The following is a 13677-nucleotide window of genomic DNA, read 5'->3' as shown; positions in this document are numbered from 1 at the left end:
CTCCTGTGTGTCAGTTCTTCTCGATGTCGGAGTACATCGGGATGCCCTTCCAGTCGATGGTCACGTTGGAGACGTTCTCCGACCAGCCGCTGGCGGCGTTGCGGTACCACGTCGGGATGGCGGGCAGGTCGCGCAGGAGAACTTCCTGTGCCTGATTGAGCAGGTCCTGCGCCTTGCCGGGATCCACCTCACCCGCGGAGGCACGCAGCAGCCGGTCGAACTCGGGGTTCGAATAGTCGCCGTCGTTGGAACTTCCGCCGGTCTGATAGTTCTGCGCGAGGAACCCGTACTGCTGCGGGTAGTCGCCCTGCCATCCCGAACGGAACGCGCTGGGGATGGTGCGGTTGGTGGCCTCGGTGCGGATCTGCGCGAACGTGGGGTACTCCTTGCCCTTCGCGTCGATACCGAGCGTGTTGCGAATGTTATTGGCGGTGGCGTCCACCCATTCCTTGTGCCCGCCGTCGCCGTTGTACGCGATCTCGAAACTGCCCGACCACGGGGCGATGGCGTCGGCCTGCGCCCACAGCCGCTTCGCCGCCTCCGGGTCGTACTTCAGGTTGCCGTTGCCGGCGAGCGAATCCGACCAGCCCTCGATCGCGGGACTGGTGAAGTCGAGCGCGGGGGTGCGGGTGTTGTTGTAGATCTGCTGGGTGATCTGGTCGCGGTTGATCGACATGGAGATGGCCTGGCGGCGCAGGGTGCCCTCCTCACCGCTGAAGTGCGGCAGACGGCCCGGGATCGTGAACGTTTCGATGGTCGCGGACGGCTGGTTCACGGTGCGGCCCGGCAGGTCCGTCTCGAACGTGGTGACCGCGCTCGGCGGCACCTGGTCGAGAACGTCGACGTTGCCCGCGAGCAGGTCCGTGTACGCCGTGTCGAGGCTGTTGTACATGACGAAGTCGACGCCGGCGTTCTTCGCTTTGCGGTTGCCGTTGTAGTCGGGGTTCGCGACCGTGTCGATCCGGACGTTGTGCTGCCAGGCACCGGGGCCGGACATCATGTACGGGCCGTTGCCGATCGGATTTTCCCCGAACGCGGCCATGTCCTGGTAGGCCACCGCCGGTAGCGGGTAGTACGCGGCGAACCCGAGGCGGTCCGGGAACGCGGCCTCGGGTTGTTTGAGTTCGATGGTGAACGTGGAGTCGTCGACCACCTTCAGACCCGACATGGTCTGCGCGGTCGGGTTCTCGGCCGCCACCTCGTCGTAGCCCTGGATCGGGTCGAAGAACGATGCCTGGATCTGTGCGTTGGTGGACAGCGCGCCGTAGTTCCAGGCGTCGACGAACGAGGCGGCCGTGACCGGGGTGCCGTCGGTGAACGTCCAGCCGTCCTTCAGCTTCACGGTGAAGTTCTTGCCGTCGGTGGTGTCGATGGACTCGGCGACCTCGTTCTCGACCCCGCCGTCGGAGTTGTAGGAGACGAGGCCCGCGAACAGCGAATCGACGACGCGGCCACCCTGATTCTCACTGGTGTTGGTGGGAATCAACGGATTCTGCGGCTCACCCGCCCAGGCGTTGACGATGCCGCTGCCACCGCCGCCGGTGGAGTCGCCGGACGAGCAGGCGGACAGCATTCCTGCTGCCAGGCCCACCGCCAGAACGGCGGTGGCCACACGTGTGATGCGCAAAACGATCCTCCCAGATCTGCGTGGTTGCGGGCAGCGGTGGCGGGTGCAGCCCGGACCACCGCCTCCGTCGAAGGGCGACGGGGCGGACGAGGCGATCGTCGAGCGGATGATCAACCTCCCGAGCCCGGCCGGATAATGGGTTGACGATAAGTCAGGGTTCCGATCCGTGTAGCCCGTCGGAGGAAACTTGCCCAATCGGCATCCGATCGAAACATCGAAGGACGGGGGCAGTCCGCTCGTCGCCTCCGACAGCCGTCCGTCGCGCCTATTCGACCGATCGTCGCAGAACAGGGGCATGCAACCTTGTGCAACGGTGCGCTCGGGAGCCCTTGTGACTACCCTCACACGTGCTAGAAGTGCCGAATTCGAGACTGGAAAGAAGGCCGGGCGACAATGACCAGTGCAGCACAGGCGAGCGGAGCGACGGAGAAGTCGGAACAGTCTGACGCCGTCCCGCAGGTGTACCCGCCGAGCCCCTCGTTCACCGAGACCGCCAACGCCGGCCCCGAACTCCAGGCCGCCGCCGACGACGACCGTCTCGCGTTCTGGGCCACGCAGGCCGAACGCCTGCACTGGCACACCCCCTTCACCGAGGTCCTCGACTGGTCCGACGCCCCCGTCGCGAAATGGTTCGTCGGCGGCGAATTGAACGTCGCCTACAACTGCGTCGACCGCCACGTCCTCGCCGGCAACGGCGACCGCGTCGCCATCCACTTCGAAGGCGAACCCGGCGACACCCGCGACCTCACCTACAACGACCTGCTCACCGAAGTCAGCAAGGCCGCCAACACGTTCACCGACCTCGGACTCGTCGCCGGCGACCGCGTCGCCATCTACATGCCGATGATCCCCGAGGCCATCGTCACCATGCTCGCCTGCGCCCGCCTCGGCCTGACCCACTCGGTGGTGTTCGCCGGATTCTCCGCCAGCGCGCTGCGGTCCCGCATCGACGACGCCGAAGCCAAACTCGTCGTCACCGTCGACGGCCAGTGGCGCCGCGGCCAGGCCGCACCCCTCAAACCCGCCGTCGACGAGGCGGTGGACGGCGCGAAGTCCGTCGAGCACGTGCTCGTCGTCAAGCGCACCGGCATCGACGTCGCGGTCGCCGACGGCCGGGACCTGTGGTGGCACGAGACCGTCGACAAGGCGTCCGACACCCACGAGGCGACCCCGTTCGACGCCGAGCACCCACTGTTCATCCTCTACACCTCCGGCACCACCGGAAAGCCCAAGGGCATCATCCACACCTCCGGCGGCTACCTCACTCAGGCCTCGTACACCCACCACAACGTGTTCGACCACAAGGCCGGGCGCGACGTGTACTGGTGCACCGCCGACATCGGCTGGGTCACCGGCCACTCCTACATCGTCTACGGACCGCTGTCCAATGGTGTCACCCAGGTGGTCTACGAGGGCACCCCCAACTCCCCCGACGAGCACCGCCACTTCCAGATCATCGAAAAGTACGGCGTCAGCATCTACTACACCGCACCCACCCTGGTGCGCACCTTCATGAAGTGGGGCCGCGAGATTCCCGACGCCCACGACCTGTCCTCGATCCGGCTCCTCGGCTCCGTCGGCGAACCGATCAACCCCGAGGCCTGGAAATGGTTCCGCGAGGTGATCGGCGGAAACCAGGCCCCCATCGTCGACACCTGGTGGCAGACCGAGACCGGCGCCATCATGATCTCCCCGCTGCCCGGCATCACCGCCACCAAACCCGGCTCCGCGATGGCCCCGCTGCCCGGCATCTCCGCGAAGATCGTCGACGACGACGCCACCGAACTCGGCGCCGGCGGCTCCGGCTACCTCGTCCTCGACAAGCCGTGGCCGGCGATGCTCCGCGGCATCTGGGGCGACATGGACCGCTACCGCGAAACCTACTGGTCCCGCTACCCCGAGCAGGGCTGGTACTTCGCCGGCGACGGCGCCAAATACGACGACGACGGCGCCCTCTGGGTCCTCGGCCGCGTCGACGACGTCATGAACGTCTCCGGGCACCGCATCTCCACCTCCGAGGTCGAATCCGCCCTCGTCGGCCACCACGGCGTAGCCGAGGCCGCCGTCGTCGGCGCCGCCGACGAGACCACCGGCCAGGGCATCGTCGCATTCGTCATCCTCCGCGAAGGCGTCGAAAACACCGGCGACACCCTCATCGCCGAACTCAAGGCCGAAGTGTCCCGGGAGATCAGCCCCATCGCCAAGCCCCGCCAGATCACCATCGTCCCCGAACTCCCCAAGACCCGCTCCGGCAAGATCATGCGGCGCCTGCTCAAGGACATCGCCGAAGGCCGCGACCTCGGCGACACCTCCACCCTCGTCGACCCCAAGGTCTTCGACGCCATCCGCGGCAAGTAGGCCGCTCCGCGCCCCGTGAGTGGGTTGACGAGTCCCTGCACTCCTCACCCACTCACGGGCGGCGAAGCCGCCACAGCGTCTGCTCCTCGCCGATCCCCTTCAGACCTGCGGTGAAGACTTCGCACCGGTAGTCCGACACCGCGAGCAGGGCACCCACCTCGGGGTCGTCGTGCACGGCTCGCGACAGGACGATGTCACCGCCGTTCGCACACCCCTGCACCCGCGCTGCGAGATTGACGGTCGCGCCGAAATAGTCGACGCTGCCGTCGTTGTCGATCATCACCGCAGGCCCCTGGTGCAACCCGACCTTCAACGCCACCGAGTGGTCCGCACCCAGGTGCTCGCGGCGGAAGTCGTCCCAGCCGGACTGCATCGACGACGACGCCGCCCAGGCCTCCGTCGCGGCCGCGAACGTCGCCATGACCGCGTCACCCATCTGCTTCACGACGCCGCCGTTCGCCCGCACCACCGCCTCCCGCAGATACCGGAAATGGCTCTGCACGAACGCGAACGCCCGAACGTCACCGATGCGCTCGTACAGGGCGGTCGAACCACTCAGATCCGTGAACAGCACCGCCAGGTTCGCGATCCCGATCTCGTCGCCAGGGGCCACCCCCTGATCCGGGAACAGGTCCTGAAAACCCTCCAGCGACGTGACGAGCGCACCGGTTGCCGCGGCGTCCCTCCACCGCTCCCGCTCGACCACCACCAGCGCCTCACCGGGGAGCCGGTTGGTGACCTCCAACCGGATCGACCCGCCGGTGTCCGGTGAACTCCGCACCCGGAGTTCACCGGGCCCGCACTCCACCCGCAGCGTTCCACCGGAAGCGCCGACGTCGCAGGCCACCGGGGCGCCCACCTGATAACACCGGAGCCGCAACCAACCCGCGTCGACGTCGAGCCGCTCGGACCGCCGCTCCCCCGGCCCGAGCCGCAACTGCGCCACCGCCGACGGTGAATTCGCCGGACCACCGATGCAGTAGCGCGCCCGCTCCGCCCGGCGGACCGCGGGGTTGACGTCGAAGCGGATCTCCACCGACCGTGCCAGGTCGGTGTCGAACGCGATGTCGCATGTGTCGCAGTGCACCCGACTGGGCAACTGTCGAATCCGGCCGGCGTCCTCGCGGACTGTCCGGCACACCGGGCACAACACACTCCAGGTGAGGTCCAGCAGACCGCAGTCCGCGGCGTGGAGAAACACGTACAGCAACTGCATCCGGTCGACGCCCCAGCGGTCTGCCAGCGCGAACGGCCGCATGCCCGTCACCTCCAGATCGGACGCCGTCCGCAGGTGGGATTCCAAGCGCCCGATCAGATTCGGGGCATCGTGCGATCGAGACAGCTGCGCCGTCCGGGCCTCCAGCCGGACCGGGTCCAGCCGCTCCGGGGGCGGCAGGGCGGGGACGGGGTGCGCCTGCGGATCGCGGACATGGAGTTCCAACGCGCGTGCGAGCGCCACCGTCTTCCGTAAACCCGTGCGCGCCAGCAGAGTTCTCGCCACGATCGCACCGAACCACGTCCGCGGAACGATCCGTGCGAACACCTCGACCTCGGTGTCGTCGGCGGCCGGATGCAGCCGGACGCCGGTGGAGATCTCCGTCAGCGGTCCGCCCGAGAATCGGCGGAGGACCTGATAGAAGCGGCCCTCGATCCACTCGAATGGAAACTCCTCGTACCGCACTCGCCGCCCGTACGAGCGGGTCTCCGCCGAAAAGTGCCCCTTGCGGCGTCGATCCAATGTCGGCGCGAACTGCACCGGCGACAGATCGATGTTGCGATTGAGTCGATCGGTGTCGGCGAGAAACGACCACAGATCCTGCGTCGGCAGCCGGATCCGGGCCCTTCGGGACAGCAGCACGGCTTTCGCCATGCAAGAACTATAGGCCGCTGCGCGGCTCGTGCGCCTTTCTGGTAGTTGGAGCAGCCGGAAAGGCGCACGGGCGCTATGCGCCTACGTCGTCGAGCGACTGGTCGCGCGTCTCGCGCATGACGAGGAGGGCGACGAACGTGAGCGCGGCTGCGATCAGCAGGTAGATCCCCACCCAGCCGACGCCGTAGGTGGTGGCCAGCCAGGTGGCGATGAACGGGGCCACGGCGGCACCCAGGATGCTGGCGGTGTTGTAGGCGATCCCCGAACCCGTGTACCGCACGTTGGTCGGGAACAGCTCGGGCAGGACAGCGCTCATCGGGCCGAAGGTCATGCCCATCAACAACATTCCGATGGCGAGGAACGCCAGCATGCGGGCGTTGCCCATCCCTTCCTGGTTCAGCATCACACCGAACGTGAGGCCGAACACCATGATCAGTGCGGTGATCGTCAGCAGCGTGATGCGGCGTCCGTAGCGGTCGGCCAGCCACCCCGACACGGGGACGGCGCCTGCGAAGAACAGGACTGCGACGAGCTGGAGCACCAGGAAGTCGGCGTACTGGAACCCGGCTCCGGTGCCGCCCTGGGCCGGGGTCTTGCCGGTGCCGTAGCTGAGCACCCAGGTGGTCATGATGTAGAACAGCGTGTACGTGGCGAGCATGACGAACGTGCCGATGACCAGTTGACGCCAGCTGGTCTTGAACACCTCGGCCAGCGGGGTCTTCACCTTCTCGCCCCGTTCCACGGCGCGGGCGAACACCGGCGTCTCCTCGAGTTTCAGCCGCACGTACAGACCGATCATCACCATGATCGCGCTGAGCAGGAACGGGATACGCCAACCCCAGGTGAGGAACGCGCCGTCCAGGTCGGGGCTGCCGTTGTCGTGGTCGAGGAACAGCGTGATAATCAGGAACAGGCCGTTGGCGAGGAAGAACCCGATGGGCGCGCCGAGTTGCGGCCACATCGCCGCCCAGGCCCGCTTGCCCTTCTGCGCGGTCTCGGTCGCGAGCAACGCCGCACCGCTCCACTCCCCGCCCAGGCCGAGACCCTGGCAGAACCGCATCAACGCCAGCAGGGCGGGCGCGGCGATGCCGATCTGGTGGTACGTCGGCAGCAGGCCGATCACGAACGTGGCGATGCCCATCGTGAGGAGCGAGCCGACGAGCGTCGTCTTGCGCCCGATGCGGTCGCCGAAGTGGCCGAACAGGATCGACCCGAGCGGCCGGGCGACGAAGGCGAGACCGAACGTGGCGAGGGACGCCAGCAGCGCGGTGGTGCCGTTTCCCCTGGGGAAGAACAGGTGTGGGAACACGGACACGGCCGCGGTGGCATAGATGTAGAAGTCGTAGAACTCGATGGACGTTCCCACCATGCTCGCGACGACGATCCGGCTTCTGGGTACGCCGGCGACGGTGGTCCCGTCGTCCGGTTCTGGCTTCGACGTATCGACGGCACTGCTCACTCGACTTACTCCTGCACGATGCTTATTTCAACTATTGGGACGAGAGTCCATTCCTTAGGAATTGAACACCTCGTGTCTTTCGCTTGGCAAATTGGATAAGCTCTCCTCGGTGCGCCGGGAAGTCTGGTCGGCAGAGCATTTGCCGTACCCGGATGACAACTCGAAAGCGAGCGATCCTCGTGACCCAGCCCCTGCGCTCCGAACTCTCCCGCTACCTCCGCACCGAGACCGTCGGCGGGTCGATACTGCTCGCCGCCGCGGCCGTCGCCCTCGTGTGGGCGAACTCCCCCGTCTCGGAGTCGTACTTCGCGCTCCGCGACTGGCAGATCGGGCCGGCGGCACTCCACCTGAACCTGACGGTCGGGACGTGGGCGCAGGACGGACTGCTCGCGATCTTCTTCTTCGTCGCCGGCCTGGAACTGAAGCGGGAACTGGTGGTGGGCGAACTCGCCGACCGCAAGCGAGCCCTGCTCCCGATCATCGCGGCCTGCGGCGGGGTGGTGGTGCCCGCGATCATCGCCGCGACGATCGGCGCAGGTACTCCCGGCATGGATCGGGGCTGGGCGATCCCCGTCGCCACCGACATCGCGTTCGCGCTGGGAGTGCTGGCACTGACCGGTTCGCGCATCCCGGCGAGCGCCCGCGTGTTCCTGCTCAGCCTGGCCGTCGTCGACGACCTTCTCGCGATCGTGCTCATCGCGGTGCTGTTCACCACCTCGATCGCCCTGCTGTGGCTGCTCGGCGCCGCCCTCTGCCTGGCCGTCTACGCGTTCGCCCAGTACCGGCGCATCACCACGCCGCTGCTCTACGTCCCCCTCGCACTGCTCACCTGGTACTGCATGCACGACGCCGGAATCCACGCGACGCTCGCCGGTGTCGCCCTCGGCCTCCTCACCCGCGTGCGACGCGACCCCGGGGAGAGTGAGGCCCCCGGCGCACGACTGGAGCACCGCATCCAGCCCCTGTCGGCCGGCGTCTGCGTCCCCCTGTTCGCCCTCTTCGCGTCCGGGGTGGCCCTGAACAGCGAACTCCTCGGGGAATTGTTCACCAACCCCATCTCGCAGGCCGTGATGGCGGGACTCCTCGTCGGCAAGACCGTCGGGATCTTCGGGATCTCGTGGCTCGCGATCCGCCTGGGCATCGCGAAGAAACCGCGTGCACTCGGGTTCCGCGACATGTTTGCCCTCTCAGTGCTCGGCGCGATCGGGTTCACCGTTAGCCTTCTCGTAGCGGATCTCGCGCTCGAGGGGATCGGTGACGGCAGCGAGGCCGAGATAGCTAAGGTCGCGGTGCTCGTGACATCGTTGACAGCGTCGCTGATCGGATCAGCGTTACTGTGGCGACGCGGTCGGGTCCATGCGGCCCGAAATGATGACTCGGAAGAGCAAGAGCTACCTGGAGGGGTCGACAAGTGAGCATCACTCACGGCAAGGGAGACAGCCCGCGTTACACGGGAGACGGGGTGCCGAACACGGTGTCGTCGATCCCGTTGACGGACGTGGACGCCCAGACGCCCGGCGAGGCGAGCCTCGGCACCCTGGTCAAGCATGCGACCGCGCAGGTGTCCACCCTGGTTCGCGCCGAGGTCGAGCTCGCCAAGGCCGAGGTCACCGGCGAGGTCAAGAAGGGTCTGCAGGGCAGCCTGTTCTTCATCCTCGCGTTCACCGTGCTGTTGTTCAGCTCGTTCTTCTTCTTCTTCTTCCTCGCCGAACTCCTGGACGTGTGGATCGCCCGCTGGCTGGCGTTCCTGATCGTCTTCCTGATCATGGTCGTGGTGACGGCGATACTCGCCCTCCTCGGCTACCTGAGGGTGCGGAAGCTACGCGCACCCGAGAAGACCATCGACTCCCTGAAGCAGGCCAAGACCGTGCTTGCGTCGTCGTACTCGGATGCGGAAGCACATCTCGCATCGTCCAGCGGACGTCACGCGCGGTAATTCGCTCCGGTGGCACCACCCGATCCGTCTACCGTCCGTTTCGACGGCCCCTGGATTCATCGCGACATCCACGCCAACGGAATCCGATTCCACACCGTCGAGGTCGGCGCATCCGCACCGGATGCGCCGCTCGTCGTCCTGCTGCACGGTTTCGCGGACTTCTGGTGGTCGTGGCGCCATCAGCTGACCGCGCTGTCGGCCCAGGGGTACCGGGCCGTCGCCGTCGACCTCCGCGGCTACGGCGATTCCGACAAACCGCCGCGCGGCTACGACGGGTGGACGCTGGCCGGTGACATCGCGGGCCTGATCCGGGCGATGGGCTACGGCGACGCGACCCTCGTCGGGCACGCCGACGGCGGCCTCGTCTGCTGGGCCACCGCAGTCCTCCACTCCCGGCTCGTCCGGTCGATCGGCCTGGTCAGCTCCCCGCATCCTCTCGCACTCAAGCAGGCCGTCCTCCACGACCGGTACCAGCGCAAGGCCCTGCTGCCCTCCTTCGTGTCCTGCCAGGTGCCGTGGCGACCCGAGCGCCGCCTCACCCGGGACGACGGGTCGGAGGTCGAGCGGTTGATCCGCGCGCGCTCGGGCCCGTCGTGGACGGAGAACCCCGAGTTCGACGTGGTGGTGTCGCGGATGCGGTCCGCGATCCAGATCCCCGGCACGGCGCACTGCACCCTGGAGTATCAGCGGTGGGCGTTCCGCAGCCAGTTCCGGCCGGACGGCAGCCGGTTCATGGCGTCGATGGATCAGACGCTGCGGATCCCCGTCCTGCACATCCACGGCGACCTGGACCCGTATGTGCTCGCGGAGACGGTGCGCCGCAGCCACCGGTTCGCGCCCACCCAGCAGATGCACACCGTCACCGGTGTCGGCCACTACGCGCACTGGGAGGCCCCGGAACGCGTGAACGCCGCACTGCTCGACCTCGTCGCACCCCGCAGGGTCTGACGCTCAGAGAATGCACGCCCCGGTGTCGACGGCGGCGGACGCCCCGGACGCCGCCCGCAGCTGCCGCGAGACCTCCGCGGCGGTGAGCACGAAACCGGTGTCGCTGTTGTCGACGGCCGCGCCGAACACCACGCCGAGCACCTGCCCGTCACTGTCCACGAGCGGTCCGCCCGAGTTGCCCTGCCGGATCGAACCGCGAACCGTGTAGACCTCACGCTGGACGGTGCCGGCCCGGTAGATGTCGGGACCGCTCAGGTCGAGGATCTCCCGGACCCGCGCGGCGCTGGCCGTGTACGGTCCGCCGCCCGGGTATCCGAGCACCAGCGCGTTGTCGCCGGTCTTTGCGGGTTGGGGTGCGAAGTTCAGCACCGGGGCGTCCAGTCCGGGCACCTCGAGGATCGCGACGTCGGCGGACGGATCGAACAACACGACCTCGGCATCCATCGGCCCGTTCGCGGTGTCGACGACGATTCCCGCCGTTCCCGCGACCACGTGCGCGTTGGTCATCACCCGATCGGGCGCGACGACGAACCCGGAACCCTCCAGCGCCCGCTGGCAACTCGGGGCCACGCCCCGGATCCGCAGCACGCTCGACTGCAACGAGGACGCGACGGGGCTCTGCAGCACGCTCGCGTCCGGCGGGTCGACGGTCGTGATGGGGGTGCGCCCGAACGGCCCGATGACGTCGGGAAGCCCGGACGTGTCGAGCAGGGCCGTGAACTCGGTGGGCAGTTGCCGCATCCACGCGGGCGCGATGTTGTCGACCGTCTCGAGCACGCTCGACCCGCGCACCGCGGCAGCCAGCTGCGGTTGGGACGACGACGTCAGCGGGATCGCCAGCAGCCAGGCCGCGATGAACACCGCGACGGCCTGCACGCAGGCCCCGATCACGCTGTCGACGGAACGGGCGACCGGGCTGTGCATGCTTCCGCGGGCGGCGCGGCCCAGCACCATGCCCGCCACCTCGCCGATGATCACCAGGACGACGATCAGGGCGATGCCGACCAGCACCCGACCGCGGCCCTCGTCCACGTGCACCAGCACGTGCGGGGCGATCAGGATGCCCGCGACTGCGCCGAGCACCACCCCGATGAACGCGAGCACCGACGCCACGGCACCCTGCCGCCAGCCGGAGGTGGCGGCGACGAACGCGATCAGCACGATCGCGAGGTCGATCCAGCGCGACCCGGTCATCGCTCGACCGCCGGTCGGCCGGGACCGTGCGTCAGGTGGTCGTCGTCGAGGTCGTTGTCGAGTTCCGCGAGGACGGTGTCGAGGTCGCGGATGTCGCGGCGGTCCCATTCCTGTTCCCAGCCGGAGATCGCGAACAGGGCGGCCAGGATGCCGGCCGTGAACCCCCACACGAGCATGCCGTCGGCGGCGAACGCCGGACCCTGGTACCCGGCGGGATGGCGCACCTGGAATCGGTTCCGGGGATCGATCAGGGTGTGCACGGGAACCCGGGCGACCCGCTCCGCCTCCGCCGGGTCGACCACGCCGACCTCGCTGGGCTTCTCCCAGTACGCGAGGACCGGGGTGACGTCGAATCCGGACGGGGGGATGAAGATCTCCTCGAGCACGGCGAGCGGACGGACCCCGGACGGGTCGAGACCCGTCTCCTCCTCGGCCTCCCGCAGCGCCGTGGCGATCGGCCCCTCGTCACCGGGGTCGCTGGCGCCACCGGGGAACGCCACCTGGCCACTGTGCTGACGCATCGTGGACGCCCGCTGGGTCAGCAGGACGTCGGCGCCGGCGGGCAGGCCGCCCGACATCAGGGGGTCGGCCTCCGCGGGCCCGCCGAACAGCACGAGCACCGCCGCCTCACGGGTGGTCGTGCCCGTGGGAGCGCGCCGGTCGAGGACGGGGTTGATGCGGTGCGGGTCGGCCGGAGTCCGCTGCACGACCCTGCGCAGCCAGGACGGGACGACGACGCCGTCCATCGAGAACGTCATGCCGCGACCCCCAGGTTCTGTTCGACGGCAGCCGCGATTTCGTCGACGCTGTGGAACGGCTGCGGCAGGACCTTCGCCACCGTGCCGTCGGGCCGGATCAGCACCGAGACGGGCAGCACCGGCGGTGCTCCGACCGCCGCGCGGACGCGTCCGTCGCCGTCCTGCACACCGGGCAGGGTGACGGAGTAGTCGACCAGTCTGGAGAGCGCACTGGACTCGTTGGGATCGGTGTGCACCGTAAGCACGGTAACCGCGTCTCCGGCACGATCGGAAAACTGCTGCATATAGGGCAGCTCCTCGGCGCAGGGGCCGCACCAGTACGCCCAGAGGTTCAGCAGCGCCGGCCGGCCTCCGAGCGCGGCCGCCAGATCGACCGGGGTGCCGTCGCCGACGCATTCGAGCGTGATGCCGGATAGGACCGCGCCTGCCGGCTCCGTCGTGGGCGCGGCAGCGGGACACGGTGCCAGTTTCGCTTGCGCCCGCAGCGCCGCGAGCGCGTCCGGGTCGGTGTTCACCGAAGTGGGGGTACTGCTCCCCGAACCGAACCGGTCCTCGTACGACGGCGTCCCGGCATCGTCACCCCGGGGCCAGATCGCGACGACCAGCGCCACCACGACAACGAGAGCGGCCAGACTCCACCGCGCTGCACTAGACACTCGTCTCTACCCTCACCTGCCGGCCAGACGCAGCAGATGCTCCGTCTCCGGTCCGCGAACCAGTTCTGCCGCGACGTCGGGGTCGACGGGGCCCAACCCGTACGACGGACAATCCTTCGCGAGCACACACACGCCGCACGCGGGCTTGCGGGCGTGACAGACGCGCCTGCCGTGGAAGATCACCCGGTGCGACAGCAGCGTCCACTCCTTGCGCTCGATGAGAGCGCCGATCGCGTGCTCCACCTTGACCGGGTCTTCCTCCTCCGTCCACTTCCAGCGCCGGACGAGCCTCCCGAAGTGGGTGTCGACCGTGATTCCGGGCACATCGAACGCGTTGCCGAGGATCACGTTGGCCGTCTTCCGGCCGATCCCCGGCAGCGTCACGAGGTCCTTCAGATTGCCGGGGACCTCGCCGTCGAAGCGCTCCAGCAGCGCCTGCCCGAGCCCGATCAGCGAGTTCGTCTTGTTGCGGTAGAAGCCGGTGGACCGGATGTACTCCTCGAGTTCGGTCCGTTCGGCCTCCGCGTACGCCCTCGCGTCGGGGTAGCGGGCGAACAGCGCCGGCGTCACCATGTTCACCCGCACGTCCGTGCACTGCGCGGAGAGGATGGTCGCGACGGCGAGGTCGAGGGGTGTGGTGAAGTCGAGTTCGCAGTAGACGTGAGGGAAGGCCTCCGCGAGCCGGCGGTTCATTCTGCGGGCACGCCGGACGAGACCGAGCCTGGTTTCGTCCTGTTTCGCCGCCCGCGAGCGGGTACGTCCTCGCACTTCGGAGCCGTCGCTGGGGGTCGCATGCACGGCATCAACTCTACGGATACCCGACCGATCCGAATCGCCGCTGTGTCGCTTCTGAGACATTTGCAGTGTTTAC

General features: G+C 68.2%; 11 protein-coding genes. 4 read left to right on the top strand and 7 right to left on the bottom strand.

The annotated features are described in order from the left end of the window. Positions 1-10: 10 nt before the first annotated feature. Positions 11-1627: an ABC transporter substrate-binding protein gene (locus ACFTWF_RS08955; RefSeq protein WP_378460874.1), complete on the bottom strand. Its 1617-nt coding sequence runs from the start codon at positions 1625-1627 to the stop codon at positions 11-13. A gap of 393 nt (positions 1628-2020) precedes the next feature. On the opposite strand from ACFTWF_RS08955, the gene acs reads away from it, so the two are divergent. After that, positions 2021-3985 carry an acetate--CoA ligase gene (gene acs / locus ACFTWF_RS08950; protein WP_378460873.1) on the top strand — a complete coding sequence of 655 codons (1965 nt, stop codon included), beginning with the start codon at positions 2021-2023 and terminating at the stop codon, positions 3983-3985. A 52-nt stretch (positions 3986-4037) separates the two neighbouring features. Here acs and ACFTWF_RS08945 read toward each other — a convergent pair whose 3' ends face one another. Both ACFTWF_RS08945 and ACFTWF_RS08940 read right to left on the bottom strand, forming a co-directional pair. Then, entirely contained in the window at positions 4038-5855 is a 1818-nt protein-coding gene (locus tag ACFTWF_RS08945) for a DUF5939 domain-containing protein (protein WP_378460872.1), read from the bottom strand. A 73-nt stretch (positions 5856-5928) separates the two neighbouring features. After that, on the bottom strand, positions 5929-7314 hold the full coding sequence (locus ACFTWF_RS08940; protein WP_378460871.1) for an MFS transporter: 1386 nt from the start codon (positions 7312-7314) through the stop codon (positions 5929-5931). Positions 7315-7493: 179 nt separating this feature from the next. Here ACFTWF_RS08940 and nhaA point away from each other — a divergent pair, with 179 nt between their 5' ends. Genes nhaA through ACFTWF_RS08925 form a run of 3 tightly spaced genes read left to right on the top strand, consistent with a single transcriptional unit; the run spans position 7494 to position 10198 of the window. Next, complete coding sequence (gene nhaA / locus ACFTWF_RS08935; protein ID WP_378460870.1) at positions 7494-8729, top strand: Na+/H+ antiporter NhaA; 1236 nt, start codon at positions 7494-7496, stop codon at positions 8727-8729. Further along, positions 8726-9250 carry a phage holin family protein gene (locus tag ACFTWF_RS08930; protein WP_378460869.1) on the top strand — a complete coding sequence of 175 codons (525 nt, stop codon included), beginning with the start codon at positions 8726-8728 and terminating at the stop codon, positions 9248-9250. Before nhaA ends, ACFTWF_RS08930 begins: the two co-directional genes overlap by 4 nt. Before the next feature lie 9 nt (positions 9251-9259). Next, the gene (locus ACFTWF_RS08925; protein WP_378460868.1) at positions 9260-10198 is read left to right on the top strand and encodes an alpha/beta fold hydrolase; all 939 of its coding nucleotides are present in this window, start codon (positions 9260-9262) and stop codon (positions 10196-10198) included. A 3-nt stretch (positions 10199-10201) separates the two neighbouring features. On the opposite strand, the gene marP is transcribed toward ACFTWF_RS08925, so the two are convergent. Genes marP through nth form a run of 4 tightly spaced genes read right to left on the bottom strand, consistent with a single transcriptional unit; the run spans position 10202 to position 13664 of the window. Further along, on the bottom strand, positions 10202-11392 hold the full coding sequence (marP, locus tag ACFTWF_RS08920) for an acid resistance serine protease MarP (RefSeq protein WP_378460867.1): 1191 nt from the start codon (positions 11390-11392) through the stop codon (positions 10202-10204). Further along, on the bottom strand, positions 11389-12150 hold the full coding sequence (locus tag ACFTWF_RS08915) for an NUDIX hydrolase (RefSeq protein WP_378460866.1): 762 nt from the start codon (positions 12148-12150) through the stop codon (positions 11389-11391). Before ACFTWF_RS08915 ends, marP begins: the two co-directional genes overlap by 4 nt. Then, entirely contained in the window at positions 12147-12806 is a 660-nt protein-coding gene (locus tag ACFTWF_RS08910) for a TlpA family protein disulfide reductase (RefSeq protein ID WP_378460865.1), read from the bottom strand. Before ACFTWF_RS08910 ends, ACFTWF_RS08915 begins: the two co-directional genes overlap by 4 nt. Before the next feature lie 12 nt (positions 12807-12818). Then, positions 12819-13664, bottom strand: a complete 846-nt coding sequence (gene nth, locus ACFTWF_RS08905; protein ID WP_378460864.1) for an endonuclease III — start codon at positions 13662-13664, stop codon at positions 12819-12821. Between the last annotated feature and the right edge of the window lie 13 nt (positions 13665-13677).

Source organism: Rhodococcus sp. NPDC056960 (genome assembly GCF_042674125.1).
Taxonomy (GTDB): domain Bacteria; phylum Actinomycetota; class Actinomycetes; order Mycobacteriales; family Mycobacteriaceae; genus Rhodococcus_F.
Note: the sequence above shows the minus strand (reverse complement) of the source record. Positions and strands in the feature narration are given on the sequence as shown.

Bases quoted from the DNA above. Each gene is read 5' to 3' on its own strand.
- acs (WP_378460873.1), top strand. From the start codon at position 2,021: ATGACCAGTGCAGCACAGGCGAGCGGAGCGACGGAGAAGTCGGAACAG.
- ACFTWF_RS08945 (WP_378460872.1), bottom strand. From the start codon at position 5,855: ATGGCGAAAGCCGTGCTGCTGTCCCGAAGGGCCCGGATCCGGCTGCCG.
- marP (WP_378460867.1), bottom strand. From the start codon at position 11,392: ATGACCGGGTCGCGCTGGATCGACCTCGCGATCGTGCTGATCGCGTTC.
- ACFTWF_RS08915 (WP_378460866.1), bottom strand. From the start codon at position 12,150: ATGACGTTCTCGATGGACGGCGTCGTCGTCCCGTCCTGGCTGCGCAGG.
- nth (WP_378460864.1), bottom strand. From the start codon at position 13,664: ATGTCTCAGAAGCGACACAGCGGCGATTCGGATCGGTCGGGTATCCGT.